Here is a 14319-nt window from a genome sequence, read left to right on the forward strand (position 1 = left end):
TCCGGCTCTACGGTATATTGGGCTGACCATTTCGCTCAATGAGGGGTTGCGGTCATGCCCGAATTGGTACGTGCGGCGGTGCGGGTCTCGGCGGGTAGGACCGAACTGCAAGAGCTTCCGATGCCGGAGATCGACGACGACTCGGCCCTGCTGCGGGTCGAGGTCGCCGGCATCTGCGGCACCGACGTGAAGATCTACGCGAACCCGCCGAGCATGATCCACGGTCCGGTGATCATGGGTCATGAGAATGTCGGCGTCATCGCGCGCGCGGGTCGCAACTTCCAGCGCCGCCACGGCCTGGGTGAGGGTGACCGCGTCTTCGTCGAGCACTACGTCGGCTGCTACACCTGCGAATGGTGCCGGATCGGCGAATACCGGCACTGCGAGGCGACCGACTGGCGCACCAACCCCGATGCCCGCCGCTACGGCTACACCTCGGCCGCGAACCCGGGCACGCTGTGGGGCGGCTTCGCCGACTTCATGTACCTGCCCTGGAACGCCGTGCTGCACAAGGTGCCCGACACCGTCACCCCGGAGCTCGCCGGCCTGGTGACACCGCTGTCCAACGGCATCGAGTGGGCGTTGCTCGCCGCCGGCGTCGGCTACAGCAGCACCGTGCTCATCCAGGGGCCGGGGCAGCAGGGGCTGTCCCAGGTGGTCGCCGCGAAGCAGGCCGGGGCCGCGCAGATCATCGTCACCGGCACGACCCGCGACAAGGCCCGGCTCGACCTGGCCCAGGAACTCGGTGCCGACCACGTCATCGACATCCGCCAGGAGGATCCGCTGGAGCGGGTCAGGGAGCTCACCGGCGGACGCGGCGTCGACTTCGTCCTCGACTGCACCTCCCGGGCGGGCGTCGCGCCCGTGCTCCTCGGCATCGAGGCGCTCAAGCGGCGGGAGGGTGTCCTGCTCATCCAGGGCGAACTCGCGGCGTTCCCGGATTTCCCGGTCAAGCAGCTCACGGAGAAGGCGATCACCATCAAGAGTGCGCGCGGCCACTCCTACCGGGCGTGTGAGCTCGCCTTGGCGCAGCTCGCGTCCCACCGCTTCCCGCTGGAGAAGCTCGCCACCCATCGGTTCGCGCTGGAGCAGGTCGACCACGCGATCCGGGTGCTGGCCGGCGAGACCGACGACGACGCCATCCACATCTCGCTGATGCCTGACCTGGCGACCTCGGCCCGGCGCCAAGAGGCCTGAAGCGCTGGCATTGGTAGAGTGGTATGACATCATTTCTGTAGTCCCCGCCCGTCCATTCTGAGGAAGAGCCGATGGCTACCGCCAAAACTCCGCCCGCCGCCTGGGCCGGCGACGACGCCGACATGTTCAAGGCGGTGTCGCTCAATCGGGTGTCGCAGGTGATCGTCGACCAGATCAAGCTGTTGCTGCGGCAGGGCCGGCTCAAGCCCGGCGACCGGCTGCCCAGCGAGCGTGACCTGTGTGAGCGGTTCGGCGTGAGTCGGGTGACGGTGCGTGAGGCGTTGCGGGTGTTGGAGGCCAACGGTCTGGTCGACATCCGGGTGGGCGCTCGTGGTGGCGCGTTTGTCACTTCGCCGACGTCGCAGCAGATCGGGGAGGGGCTGGCGGATCTGCTCAACCTGTCGCCGTTGACCGCCGCCGACGTGACCGAGGCCCGTCAGGTGTTCGAGTTGGGCATCATTCCGCTGCTGGTGGAGCGGGCGACCGATGAGGACATCGCCGCCCTCCGTGAGATGGTCGCGGTTCACAAGGCGGCGCTCGACCGCGGCGAATACGACATGTCGATGTCGGCCGACTTCCACGTCCGTGTGGCTGCGTGCACCCACAACCCGGCCATCGAGATGCTCGTCCAGTCGTTCCACGGGCCGCTGCTGATGTCGTTGGTCGAGGCGAAGGTGACGGCGCCGCTGATGGGCCACAAGGGCACCCAGGAGCACGCCGAGTTCATCCGCGCGATCGCCGCCCGCGACGCCGACCGGGCCATCGCGATCATGACCAAACACCTGAAGCGCACGGCCGATCGCGTACGCCGCTCGTCCTAGCTTGCCGCTTGTTAATGGTTGTATGGTTAGGCCATGACGAGTACGCGGCTGAGCCATGCTGTCGAACCGTTCTACCTTCCGGTGCGCGACGAGGTGGAACTCTTCTCCGCGGCCTACGAGCAGCGAATCCCGGTGCTGCTCAAGGGTCCGACCGGTAGCGGCAAGACCCGGTTCGTCGAACACATGGCGTGGCGCCTGTTCGGAGACCGGCCCGATGCCCCGGCCGAGCCGCTCGTCACGGTCAGCTGCCACGACGACCTGACGTCGGCCGATCTGGTGGGCCGCTATCTGCTCTCGGGCGAGGGAACCACCTGGCTCGACGGCCCGCTCACCAAGGCGGTGCGCAGCGGTGCGCTGTGCTACCTCGACGAGGTGGTCGAGGCCCGCAAGGATACGACCGTCATCCTGCACGCCCTCACGGACCACCGCCGGATGCTGCCCATCGAACGGCTGGGCACCACCATCCAGGCGCATGACGATTTCCTGCTCGTCATCTCTTACAACCCCGGCTATCAGGTGGCGACCAAGGATCTCAAGCCGAGCACGCGGCAACGGTTCATGGCCATCGAGTTCGACTACCCGGCGAGCGACCTCGAGACGCAGATCATCGCGCACGAGGCCGACCTCGACGAGACGCGGGCGGGGCAACTGGCGTTCCTCGGTGAGCAGTTGCGCCGCCTCGGCGAGGCCGGTGTCATCGACGGCCCCGGCACCCGGCTGCTGGTGCATGTCGGTGAGCTCATGGTCAAGGGCATCGCACCGAGGCGCGCCTGTGAGGTGGGCCTGGTGCAGGCACTCAGCGACGATTCCGACGTGCAGCGCGCGATCGTCGACGTGGTCAGCGCGATCTTCCCCGAGTGAGGCGACGTTGACCGTCACGCAGGTGCAGACTCCCGCCCGCCACCGGGTGTTGGTCCGGGAGCGCGGTGTGCTCGACGCGCTCGAGCAGGCCGCCGCGGAGGACCGCGCGCGGCACCACCTGGCGCTTTACTACCGGGCGCTCACGGGCAAGGTCTGTTCGCTCATTCCCTACGACGGCGGGGCCAACCCATGGGAGCGCGCCGACACCGAGGCCGAGGTCTGGCTGCCGGCGCAGGCGCCGCTCGACGAGCATTTCGCGTTCACCTCGGGCCAGTTCTTCCAGGTGGCGATGACCCATCGGGCCATGCACGAACGGTTCGGGTCGTTCCGCCTCGAGCTCGAGCGCGACGAATTGCTCTTCCGGCGCCTCCGTCCGGCCGACATCGGCGACCCGGGCGTTCCGGCGCTGGAGCGACTGGCGGGCCTCTTCGGCCATTCCGCGCTCGGCGTGCACATGTTTGCCACCTGTGAGGACATCCGCATCGACGCGGCGACCGCGCGGCTCTTTCCGGGCGTGGCCGGTCCGTTGCGGGCTGTTCAACACGGTGCCCTCCACGACCGGCCCGAGACCTCCGTGCTGTCACCGCGCGCGGCGGCGATCGAGGCGCTGATCCGCTTCAGCCTCGGCGGTTCCAAGGTTCTGGCGCCCAATCAGTTGGCGCCGACCATTGAGCAGATCGTGGCGATCGCCCGGCTCCTGCGTGATCCCGCGTCCACCGTGGAGTCCAGCGTCGAGGCGGCGTTGCGCATCTGCCACCTGCTCATCGAGCAGCCCGACGTGGGCATGCACCGGACCGTGCGCGAGTTGCGGTTCGCCGACCTGGACGGCGACGCCGAAGCGATGAGTCCGCTGGACCTGGCCACCCTCCCGGCCCGGATGGCCGGCGCCGAGGGTCTTGGCCCCTGGTACCACCACGTCCGCTACCGCGACTGGCCCGGGCCGCGCTACGTCGGCGTCGGCGAAGGCGATCTGTCGCTCGCCGACGTCCTCGACCTCGCCGCGCGGCGGGCCGAGGGTCAGGGTGAGGTCGCGCCCGGTCCGGACGCCGGCGACGACGATCTCCTCGACATCGAAGGGGAGGAGCGCCCCCCGGCCGAGGAGAAGCCGCAGGAGGGGTCTCGCCCGGACGAGCGACCCGCCGACAGCGGCATGACACTTCCGCCGCCGACCAGCGACGCACCCGACCTCGTGTGGGAACCGGCGTTGCACGCCAAGGGCAGGCGGGAGTTCACCTATCCCGAATGGGATCGGTTCGCCGGGCGGGTCCGCCCCGATCACACCCTCGTGCGACTGCTCACGGCGCCCGCCAACAGCTCGGAGCACGACCACTTCGAAGTGCTTGCCCGCTACGGTCACATCGTTTCCCGCCTGGTGCGTGCCATCGAGCGCATCAGCCCGCAGTCGACCGCGGCGACCCGGCGCACCAGCACGGGCGACGACCTCGATCTCGACGCGACGATCGACGCGATGATCGACCTGAGGCTGAAGACCGAGCCGAGCGACCACCTCTACACCGACCTTCGCCGGCCGCGGCGGGAGGTGGCCGTCGCCTTCGCGATCGACCTGTCCGGCTCGACCGCCCTGTGGCTTCCGCCGGACGCGGCGAACCCCGGCGTGCCCATCCAGCGGATCCTGGACCTCCAGCGCGATGCCGTCAGCCTCGTCGCCGAGGCGCTCAATCGGGTGGGCGATTCCTTCGGCATCTACGGCTTCAGCGGGACGGGTCGCGAGGATGTCCGCCTCTCTGTCGTCAAGGACATCGAGGAGCGGCTCACCCCGGTCGTGTGGCGCCGGCTCGGAAGCATGGTCCCGGACGACACCACGCGGATCGGCGCGGTCATCCGGCATTTGACTCACCGGCTTCAGCAGGTCGACGCGGCGACGAAGATCCTCGTTGTCGTCACCGATGGGCGGCCGTTCGACGTCGACTACGGCCAGAAATACCAGAAGGAATACGGCCGCGAAGCGGAGTTCGACTATGCCGTCGCCGACACCGCGCACGCCCTGGCCGAGTCCCGGTCCCGTGCGGTCAACCCGCTGCTCATCACCGTCGACCCGTATGGGGAGAACTACCTGGCCCCGGTGTGCGATCCCCACGAATACCACGTCATCGGAGACCCGAAGGATCTGCCCGAGGCGCTGGCCGATATCTACCTCGCGGTCCGCCGGGCGACCATGGGCAGGCCGACGGCCGCGGCCGCGATGCCTCCGGTGAGAAGGGCGTAGCGCGGCCCGGCTGTCGAGCCGATCCATCCGACGACGGGCCCGCCGATGACGGCGCTGCCCTGCCAGGCGATCTGCCACAGGCCCATGACGCGGCCCCGGAACTCCGGCGCGCTGGCCAGTTGCATGACCGTCTTGGCCGCGGAGTTGAAACTCGTCACGCTGGCCCCGACGAACATGAGCGCGACGTGCGTCAGGGTCAGGCTCGGCGCGAGCCCCGCGGCGCTGATCGTGAGGCCGCAGAGCATGGACGAATAGGCGAGCGATCGCACGCTGATGTGGTGACGGCGGGCCGCCACCAATCCGCCGCCGAGCGCGCCGGCGGCCAGGAAGGCCATCGCGGTGCCGTACCCGCTGGCCGCCTGGTGGAAGGTCGTGGTCGTGAGCAGCGGCAGCGTGACCGGGAACTCCCACGCCAGGGTGCCGATGACGGTCACCATGATCATGGGCAGTGCGAGCGCCGGCGTACGGCGGATGTAGGAAATCCCGGCCCTGATCTGCCCCTTGCCGCTCACCTGACGTTTGGCCGGGATGATCTCCGAGCTGCGCAGCAGGAGCAGGCTCGCGATGACCGGTCCGAACGAGAGTGCGTTGATGACGAAACAGGGCGTGAGCCCGAGATGTGCGATGAGCACGCCACCGATCGCCGGACCGACGATCCGGGCGAGGTTGAGGGTGATCGAATTGAGGGCGATCGCATTGCCGACGAGTTCGCGTTGCACGAGTTGGGGGATAAGGCTCTGCCGCGAGGGACCGTCGAGCACATTGACCAGGCCGATGGTGAATACCACGATCACCAGGAGCGGCACGGTTGCGGCACCGGCCCAGACCAGCGCGGCCAACACCGCCGTCAGCACGGCTTGGGCAACCTGCGTCCACAGGAGAAGTTTCCGGTTGTCCACCCGGTCGGCGACGAGCCCACCCCACGGCCCGAGCACGACCAGGGGAACGAATTTCGCCGCCGTGACGAAGCCCAGGATCGTGCCGCTGCCGGTGAGCTCGAGCACCAGCCAGCCGACGGCGATGTTCTGCATCCAGCTGCCCGCCACCGAAATGGTCTGCCCGCTGAAGTAGAGCCGGTAATTGCGGATTCCCAGCGAGGCGAACATTGAAGGTCGGCGCCCGGACACCTGCGGCGTCAAGCGACATCACCATCCGATCCGTTGACACGGCACGAAGCGGTTCGTAGCCTAACATAGGTATGACCAATATACCGATTGCCCAATGTGGGGGAGAATGCCCGTGAAGAAGAGCCTGAAGTTTGCCGGCAGTTCCGTGGGTGAACCGTGGTGGGTGCTCGGCGATGTGACGCGGAAGCTGCTCGAGCCGCTCGGTTACGAGGTCGAGGTGCTGACCGCCTCCGGGTCGACGAACAACCCACGCTTTGTCGGCGGCGGCAAGGCCGATTTCGGTGCCACCGTCCCGGAGACGCTCGGTTGGGCCATCCGCGGTGAGGAGAACTTCAAGGGCGAGACGTTCGTCCCCGTGCGGGCGATCGGCCGAGTCCGGCGGCCTTCGTGGCTCACGGCGGCGGTGCGCTACGAAACGGGCTTCACGAGCCTCGAGCAGATCGCCGCTTCCGGACGACCGATCCGGCTGGCGACCAACGACCTGGACTCTATCGCGTCGGTCGTCCCCAAGAAGGTGCTGGCCTACTACCACCTGACCAAGGACGAGATCGTGGCCAACGGTGGCGAGGTGCGCAAGATGCGCGACGTCGACTGGCGCGGGGGTGACATCGACGTCATCATCACCAACCTTTACATGGGGCGTACGGCGGTGACGAAGCACTGGATGACGGCCTCGGAACACATGAACCTGCGGTTCCTCGACCTCGCCGACGACCTCATCGCCCAGTTGGGGGCAGACGGGCATGGCAAGCCGGGCCATGTTCCGTTCCACTTCCTGCGCGGCATCGACCGCCCGATCAAGGCGCTCGACCGGGTCGACGGGATCCTCATCTACTGCCCGGCGGACACCGACGAGGATTTCGTCTACACCCTGACGAAGCTCTACGACTCCAACCGGGATCAGTTTTTCAACCAGGCCGTCCACATGGCGTGGGACCCGGCGGCGGTCACCAACACCGAGGGGGTCGAACTGCACCCGGGTGCCGTTCGCTACTACCGCGAGGCCGGCCTGCTGTAACCGGCCGAGGCGGCGGTCCTACCGGAAGCCCGGTAGGACCGCCGCTCGTGACGGCTCAGCGAGCATGCGCCGCCGCGGCGTCGTACTCGGGAGCGTTCTCGAAATGGACGATCCGTGCGTACCCGAGGTTCTTGAAAAGCCGGTTCGAACCGGAGATGAGCGTCGCCGGTGACGTGCCGGTGGCGAATCGCTGGACCACGGTGTTCTGGGGCGTCCAGATGACGTCACCCTTCTTCCACTCCCACCGGGTCGGCTCCTTCGCGATCCGGGCGTAGTACTGGTCGGTGATCTCGGCCTCCACGTCCCAGTGCAGGTCGTAGCCCTCGCCGTCGATGACGTAGGAAACCTCGTCAGCCATCTGCCAGCGCCGCCCCGACCGGCTACCCGCCGGGATCTCGTGCAGGTAGACGTCGGTCGCCTTGATCCGCAGCGGGACACCCTCACCCGCCAACTGGCGGACATGCCCGAACGGGGTCCACTCCCAGGGCGTGTCCTTGGGAGTGAGCACCTTCGGAACGAGTTCGTCGCCCTCGGGGCGCCCGGTGAGCCACTCGCTGCGCGGCTCCCAGAGCTCGTCGTTCGCCGGGACCGTCCCGATCTTGCCCTGGTAGGTCAGGCCGAGGAAGAGCGCCAGCGGCTTCGGCTTGAAGATGATGCAGGTGGCTTTTTTCTCGGGGTCCGGATTGTTGTGCCAGTGGACGCTGTCGTTGTGCACCGCGATGGCGTCGCCGGCGTTCCAGTCGTAGCGCTTGCCGTCGTGCAGCTCGTAGCCGTAACCGTCGAGCGCATAGAAGAAGGCCTCGTTCTGGTGGCCGTGACCGTCGTTGCGGCCGTTCGGCGGGACGACGACGAAATGCACGTGCAGGGACTGGGTACGGAAGATGTCGTCGCCCGGGGCGACGATGTTCGCGGCTCCCCAGCCCTCCACCCCAGAGGCAGTGAAGACCCGCGGAATGTTGGCCAGCCGGTCCTGGCGTTCCTTGGCGATCGAATACCGGGAACTGCTCACCTGGCGCACGTAAATGCGCTCCTTGGCGTAGTCCTCGGCATGAACGTGGACGTTCTGCGCCACCTGTTCGCGCTCGCGGGTCCTGGACCGTTCAGTCTCCACTTGAGTCTCCTTCGGTTGGATTGGCGCGCGCGTTCTCGACGGCGGCCAGCAGATCGGCACGTGAGAGGGGTCGTTCCTCGGCCGACGCCGCCTGGGCGGCGGATTGGCAGATGAACTCGAGGTCGCCGCCGACGAGCCCGGCGGTCAACGGCACGAGGGCCGCGACGAGTGCCTCAGCCGGTTCGGCGAGATTGGCGGGGCGCAGTTGCCGATGCAGGATCCCGGCGCGATCGTCGTCGCTCGGAGCCCGGACGTGGATGTGCACGCCGAGTCGTCCGTGCCGCAGGATCGCCGGCTCGACCTCGGCCAGGCGGTTGGACGCGGCGACGACGAGGACCCGCGAGGCCGGATCGAGCGCATCCAGCTCGGCGGTGAGCTGGCTGATGACCCGGCGCTGGGCCCGTGCCCCGTCATCGCTCCGCCCGCCCGGTCGCGGCGCGATGGCATCGAGCTGGTCGAAGAAGAGGATCGACGGCGCCACGTTGCGGGCCCGGTCGAACACGGCCCGCAGGGTCTCCTCCGTCTCGCCCAACCACTGCGAGAACAGCTCCGGCCCGTGCACCGTCACGAGGTTGACGCCGGATTCGCCCGCCATGGCCCGCACCAGCGCCGTCTTGCCGGTTCCGGGCGCGCCGGCGAGCACGATGCCCGCATCGGTGGCCAGCCCGGTGCCCGCCGATCGGCCGCTGCCGACGGAAACGAACGCCTCGACGATCGACCGGAGCCGCTTCTTCACGTCGTCGTAACCGCCGATGTCGCCCCACCTCGTCGGTGGATGCTCGCTGGCCGCTTGGCGGAGCGCCGCCGGACGCACGGTGCGCAGCGCGGCGCGGAAGTCGTCCGCCCGCACGATGAGATCGGCGGGATCGGGGCTGTTTGCCAGCGACGGGGCCGCCACGAAGCGGGCCGCTGCCCGGCGCAACGCGTGGAGCCCGGCCTCCCGGGCGAGTTCCATGAGATCGGCGCCGACAAATCCGTGCGCCTGGGACGAGATTTCGCCGAGGGTGTCGAGGGCGCTCTCGTCGAGCGGCATCTCGCGGCAGTGGACCCGCAGAATCTGTTCGCGTTCGCCGGGGGTGGGTGTGGGGAAGAAGATCTCGCGGTCGAACCGGCCGGCCCGGCGCAGGGCCGGGTCGATGGCGTGCAGCCGGTTGGTGGTGCCGATGACGAGCAGCCCTTCGGCGCGCCCGAGCCCGTCCATGAGGGCGAGCAGCTGGGCCACTGCGCGCGATTCGGAGCTGCTGGACGCCGTTCGGCGTACGGTCGCGATCGCGTCGATTTCGTCGATGAGGATGATCGCGGGCGCCGACGCGCTCGCGTCCGCGAACACCTTGCGCAGGTTGGCCTCGGTCTCGCCGCTGTAGGTGCCGACGATCTCGGGGCCGTCGACGTGCCAGTAGTTGGCGTTGACCTCGTTGGCGACGCTACGGGCCAGGAGGGTCTTTCCTGTTCCGGGAGCGCCGTGGAGGATCACCCCGCGGGGCGCGTCGATGCCGAGCTGGCGGTAGACGTGGGGGAACAACAACGGAAGTTCGACGTATTCGCGCACCTCGCGCAGCTGGGTCGTCAGCCCGCCGACGTCCTCGAAGGTGGTGTCGAGCACCGTGCTCGGCCGGTCGTGGTGGTCATGACCCTCGCCGGGGCCGTGCTCGTGGTCGGCGGAGATGAGCCAGACGTCGGTGTCCGCGGTGACGAGGCCCTCCCGGCCCGCCACGGCATGAACCTCGAAGGTGAGCCCGACCAGCCGATCCGACGGCGTGAAATAGATGAGCATGCCCTCGCGCAGCGCCACCCGGTGTGTCACGAGCATCGACTTCAGCGCGGGAACGAGGTTGGCCTGGTGTGCGCCCAGCGCAACGCTCGGCACGAGGCTGACCTCGGACGCCGGAGGCAGCTCGACGACCTCGACGGTGACGGGCTCGTTGGGGTAGGCCTTGATCGCCTGACGCGTCAGCCGGTCGATCCGGAGAGCGCCGTTGTCCACCGCCGCTTCGGGAGACGGGTCGGTGGGCGCCACCGTGACAAGGCCGACGCGACCGCGGACGGTCGTCAGCCGCAGGACGGCACCATCGGCGATCCCCGAGGCACGCAGATCCGGCGCCACGAGTACGGCGCCTGGCACGGCCGCGCGGTAATCCGTCGGGCGAGCATCAACGATGGCCCGGAACTGCGTGCCGACGCGCGCTGACATCCCAGCTACCTCCTCGTAGGACCCCGGTCGTGGTCTGGGGCGGGCCGGACGTTGCGATCGAGTCACGGCTCCCCAATTCATCCGGGAGACCATCTTGACCCGCGGCGAATAGTGATGCAATGGTTAGTCCAATGCAACGCGTCGACCACTCGCGTTCCACCCGGACGCTCTACCGCCGTATCGAGGCCGAGTTCCCGCGATGAGGGAGAGACAGGGGATGACAGGCAGTTGACCAGCTACGTCGTGCGGCGCGTGCTCGGAGCGATCCCCCTGCTTCTCGCCATCGTCGTGATCATCTTCTTCATCACCCGGCTCGTCCCGGGCGACCCGGTTTCGGCGATGCTGCCCGAGAATGCCACCGAGCTCGACCGGCAGCGGATGACCGAGCTGTACGGGCTGAACGATCCGGTGCTCGTCCAGTTCTGGAAGTACCTGGTCCAACTGCTGCACGGAAACCTGGGCACGTCGTTCCAGTACCACAGCTCGGTCAGCGAGCTCCTGTGGCGGCGCCTGCCCGCCACGCTCGATCTGGCGATCGCCGCACTGCTCTTCGGGTGGATCATCGGCATCGCCCTGGGTGCCATCGCGTCGACCAAGCACAACAAGTGGCAGGACCGCACGGCGAGCATTGTCGGTCTCATCGGAATCTCGGCGCCGACGTTCTGGATCGGGTTGCTGCTCATCATCTACGTAGCCGTGCCGACGGGGTGGTTCCCCACCGGCGGCCGGCTGCCCGCGGACGTCGTGCCTCCCGGTCCAACCGGGGTGAACTTCATCGACGCCATCATCCACCTCGACCCTGGCCTGTTCTTCACCTCGCTGCGGTATGTCGCGCTGCCAGCCATCACGCTCGGTGCGGCCATGACCGGTCTGCTCGTGCGGATGACGCGCTCGAGCATGCTCGAGGTGCTTGGCGACGACTACATCCGCACCGCCCGGGCCAAGGGTGCCCGGGAGAGCACGGTCAACTTCCGCCACGCCCTACGCAACGCCGGTCGCCCCGTCGCCACCGTCATGGGCCTGGAGGCGGCGTCACTGCTCAGCGGGTCGATCGTCGTGGAGACCATCTTCTCGTGGCCCGGGTTGGGGCAGACGCTCGTCAACTCCGTGGATTTCCGCGACTATCCGGTCATTCAGGCCACGGTGCTGATGTTCGCCGTCGTCTTCGTGCTGACGAACCTGGCCGTTGACATCGCTTACTGCTTCATCGACCCGAGGATCAAGTACTGACATGGCCATGTTGAAGGGTTCTTCGAGCCTGTCGTTCTGGGCACGGGCGCGCCGGCTGTTGCGTCGTCCGGGTGGGTGGAACGTCGTGGTGGGCGGCGGCATCCTGTTGGGCTTCGTCATCGTCGCCGTGTTCGCCGGACTGCTGTCGCCACATGACCCCTACGCCCAGGATCTGGTGAACAAGCTCAAGCCGCCGGCGTGGTCCGGTGGTGGCAGCATGTCCCATCTCCTCGGCACGGACTATCTGGGCCGTGACATCCTCAGCCGCCTCATCTACGGTGCCCGGATCTCCCTGCTGGTCGGCGTCGCCACGGCCGTCGGGGCCGCCTTCATCGGTGTGACGACCGGTGTCATCGGCGGATATCTGGGCGGCTGGGTGGACGCCGCCATCCAGCGGGTCGTCGTGCTCTTCCAGGCGTTCCCGTTCATCCTGCTCGCGATCCTGCTGGTTGCCATCACGGGCGCCGGCACCTGGAAAGTTGTGGTCATCCTGGTGCTGTCGCGCTGGCCCGCGTTCAACCGGGTCGCGCGATCCGAGGCACTCAGTCAACGAACGCGCGAATACGTCCTGGCCGCCGAAGCCATGGGCTCACACTGGTTCCGGCTCATGAACAGGCACGTCCTGCCCGCCGTGGTCGCGCCCTCCATCGTCGTGGCGACGTTCTCCATCTCGGGAGCGATCCTCGGCGAGGCGGGTCTGAGCTTCCTCGGTCTCGGCGTGCCGATCGCCACCCCCACGTGGGGCAACATGCTCGCCGATGGCCGGAACTTCATGTATGCCGACCCCTGGCTGACGATCCCGCCCGGTGTCGCGCTGTTTCTCATCGTCATCGCCGCCAACGTCATGGGCGATGGCATTCGCGATCTCACCGACCCCCGGTTGAGGAATCGCGCTCGATAGAGCGTTGCACATCAGTTCGCCGTTGCAGATCTCGGTCAACCAGAAAGAGGTGAAAGATGACTCTCGGAAGCAGAAAGAGACGCCGCACAGTGCTCATCGCGCTGGCGACGGCCGGCGTCTTCGCTTTGACGGCTTGTAACGGCGGTAGCGGTTCGGGAGGTGCCGGCGCGACGTCTTCGGGCGTCATCGTCCAGGACTCCACGGTGACCGTGGGCGAGCAGGACGAGCCGCCGTCGTGGAACATCTACGCGCAAAGCGGCACGGGCAGCGGCAACTCGCAGTGGGGCAACATCTTCGACGCGCTGCTCGACTGGAACTACGACAAGAAAGAGTATGACCCCTACCTGGCCACGAGCTGGGAGAGCAGCGCCGACCTGAAGACCTGGACGTTCCACCTGCGTCAGGGCGTGAAGTTCTCCGACGGGACGCCGTTCACCGTCGACGATGTGTTGTTCAGCTTCGACCGCATGAAGAACCACCCCGACTCGCTCATGGCGAGCCACTTCGCCCACGTGACGAAGATGGAAGCGCCGGACCAGTCCACAGTGGTGCTCCACCTCGACACCCCCATCGCCTCGTTCCTCTCGGACATCGAGGGCCGGATGATCGTGTCGAAGCACGCCTACGACACGATGGGCGAGGACAAAGCCAACCACGCGATGATCGGCACCGGCCCCTTCAAGCTGGAGAGCTGGGTCGAGGGTCAGCAGATGACGCTGGTTCGCAACGACAACTTCTGGGGCGACAAGCCGAGCGTCCAGAAGCTCGTGCTCAAGGTCATCCCGGACGACGCGGCACGGCTCGCGGCGCTCAAGTCCGGTGAGGTCCAGATCATTCGTGAACTGCCCTCGCAGGACATCCCGACGGTGAAGAACACCCCGGGGGTCAAGGTCGTCACCAACCCCGGTGTGCGCATCCTGTTCATGCCGTTCAACCCGACCATCAAGCCGTACGACGACCCCCGCGTGCGCGAGGCCATCAGCAAGGCGATCGACGTGCACACCATCGTCGACGGCGTGTTCGACGGCACGGTGACGGAGATGAAGGGCCCGATGCCGGACTTCATCCCCGGTGCGGACCCGAGCTGGAAGGGCCACGTCTACGACCCGGAGGCGGCCAAGGCGCTCGTGCAGGAGATCGGCGGTGGTCAGCCGGTCAAGATCACGTTCACCTCGGCGACGGGGAACTACCCGGGTGACACCCAGGTCAACCAGGTGGTCGTGGAGCAACTCAAGGCAGTCGGCTTCGACGTCCAGTTCGACTCACCTGACTTCGCGGTCCTGTCCGCGAACCAGAGCAAGGGCAAGGTCGGGTTCTACCTGATCACCAAGGGTGGTTACCAGGACGCCGGTGCCGTCTACACGCAGTACTGGCTCGCCGGGCAGTCGAAGCGAACCATGTGGGACGACCCGGCGCTCAACGATGTCCTCACCAAGCAGGCCGCCGAACCTGACACCACCAAGCGCGAAGCGCTGCTCAAGGACGCCGGCAACATGCTCGTGGACCAGGACGCCGCCATTTGGTTCGGCACCTACGAAAACCTGTGGGCGACCGCCGACAACATCAAGTGGCAACCGAACGCCGGTGAGTGGATCAACGGCACTGACATCGACGTCCTTCAGAAGTAGTTGTTGG

General features: G+C 67.4%; 11 protein-coding genes. 8 read left to right on the forward strand and 3 right to left on the reverse strand.

Features of this window, described 5'->3' with window-relative positions; translation table 11 throughout:
- Positions 1–54 precede the first annotated feature (54 nt).
- From DFJ67_RS28740 to DFJ67_RS28755, 4 genes are all read left to right on the forward strand, one after another.
- A complete protein-coding gene (locus DFJ67_RS28740) occupies positions 55–1197 on the forward strand; it encodes a zinc-dependent alcohol dehydrogenase (RefSeq protein WP_116070896.1) in 1143 nt (380 codons plus the stop codon).
- Between the two features lie 71 nt (positions 1198–1268).
- Complete coding sequence (locus DFJ67_RS28745; protein WP_211333969.1) at positions 1269–2018, forward strand: FadR/GntR family transcriptional regulator; 750 nt, start codon at positions 1269–1271, stop codon at positions 2016–2018.
- Between the two features lie 33 nt (positions 2019–2051).
- Positions 2052–2879 (forward strand): CbbQ/NirQ/NorQ/GpvN family protein, encoded by an 828-nt coding sequence (locus tag DFJ67_RS28750; protein ID WP_116070897.1) that lies wholly within the window; start codon positions 2052–2054, stop codon positions 2877–2879.
- A 7-nt stretch (positions 2880–2886) separates the two neighbouring features.
- On the forward strand, positions 2887–5106 hold the full coding sequence (locus DFJ67_RS28755) for a nitric oxide reductase activation protein NorD (RefSeq protein WP_116070898.1): 2220 nt from the start codon (positions 2887–2889) through the stop codon (positions 5104–5106).
- Here DFJ67_RS28755 and DFJ67_RS28760 read toward each other — a convergent pair.
- Positions 5031–6245 carry an MFS transporter gene (locus tag DFJ67_RS28760; RefSeq protein WP_147315641.1) on the reverse strand — a complete coding sequence of 405 codons (1215 nt, stop codon included), beginning with the start codon at positions 6243–6245 and terminating at the stop codon, positions 5031–5033. The two genes, DFJ67_RS28755 and DFJ67_RS28760, sit on opposite strands and share 76 nt — an antisense overlap.
- A gap of 100 nt (positions 6246–6345) precedes the next feature.
- Here DFJ67_RS28760 and DFJ67_RS28765 point away from each other — a divergent pair, with 100 nt between their 5' ends.
- A complete protein-coding gene (locus DFJ67_RS28765; RefSeq protein WP_170216028.1) occupies positions 6346–7251 on the forward strand; it encodes a TAXI family TRAP transporter solute-binding subunit in 906 nt (301 codons plus the stop codon).
- Between the two features lie 55 nt (positions 7252–7306).
- Here the strand turns inward: DFJ67_RS28765 and DFJ67_RS28770 are convergent, their stop codons facing one another.
- Both DFJ67_RS28770 and DFJ67_RS28775 read right to left on the reverse strand, forming a co-directional pair.
- Complete coding sequence (locus tag DFJ67_RS28770) at positions 7307–8362, reverse strand: cupin domain-containing protein (protein WP_170216029.1); 1056 nt, start codon at positions 8360–8362, stop codon at positions 7307–7309.
- Complete coding sequence (locus DFJ67_RS28775) at positions 8352–10553, reverse strand: AAA family ATPase (protein WP_170216030.1); 2202 nt, start codon at positions 10551–10553, stop codon at positions 8352–8354. The genes DFJ67_RS28770 and DFJ67_RS28775 overlap by 11 nt, the downstream gene beginning before the upstream one ends.
- A gap of 228 nt (positions 10554–10781) precedes the next feature.
- On the opposite strand from DFJ67_RS28775, the gene DFJ67_RS28780 reads away from it, so the two are divergent.
- The 3 genes from DFJ67_RS28780 to DFJ67_RS28790 all read left to right on the forward strand — a co-directional run bounded on the left by DFJ67_RS28780 (position 10782) and on the right by DFJ67_RS28790 (position 14312).
- Positions 10782–11783, forward strand: a complete 1002-nt coding sequence (locus DFJ67_RS28780) for an ABC transporter permease (protein ID WP_170216031.1) — start codon at positions 10782–10784, stop codon at positions 11781–11783.
- Positions 11784–11790: 7 nt separating this feature from the next.
- Positions 11791–12684: an ABC transporter permease gene (locus DFJ67_RS28785; protein ID WP_275407694.1), complete on the forward strand. Its 894-nt coding sequence runs from the start codon at positions 11791–11793 to the stop codon at positions 12682–12684.
- Between the two features lie 89 nt (positions 12685–12773).
- On the forward strand, positions 12774–14312 hold the full coding sequence (locus DFJ67_RS28790; protein ID WP_170216033.1) for an ABC transporter substrate-binding protein: 1539 nt from the start codon (positions 12774–12776) through the stop codon (positions 14310–14312).
- Positions 14313–14319: the final 7 nt, after the last annotated feature.

It is taken from the genome of Asanoa ferruginea (genome assembly GCF_003387075.1).
Taxonomy (GTDB): Bacteria; Actinomycetota; Actinomycetes; order Mycobacteriales; family Micromonosporaceae; genus Asanoa; species Asanoa ferruginea.

Excerpts from the sequence above, each read along its gene's own strand:
- DFJ67_RS28750 (WP_116070897.1), top strand. The coding sequence starts at position 2,052 with ATGACGAGTACGCGGCTGAGCCATGCTGTCGAACCGTTCTACCTTCCG.
- DFJ67_RS28785 (WP_275407694.1), top strand. The coding sequence starts at position 11,791 with ATGTTGAAGGGTTCTTCGAGCCTGTCGTTCTGGGCACGGGCGCGCCGG.
- DFJ67_RS28775 (WP_170216030.1), bottom strand. The coding sequence starts at position 10,553 with ATGTCAGCGCGCGTCGGCACGCAGTTCCGGGCCATCGTTGATGCTCGC.
- DFJ67_RS28745 (WP_211333969.1), top strand. The coding sequence starts at position 1,269 with ATGGCTACCGCCAAAACTCCGCCCGCCGCCTGGGCCGGCGACGACGCC.
- DFJ67_RS28740 (WP_116070896.1), top strand. The coding sequence starts at position 55 with ATGCCCGAATTGGTACGTGCGGCGGTGCGGGTCTCGGCGGGTAGGACC.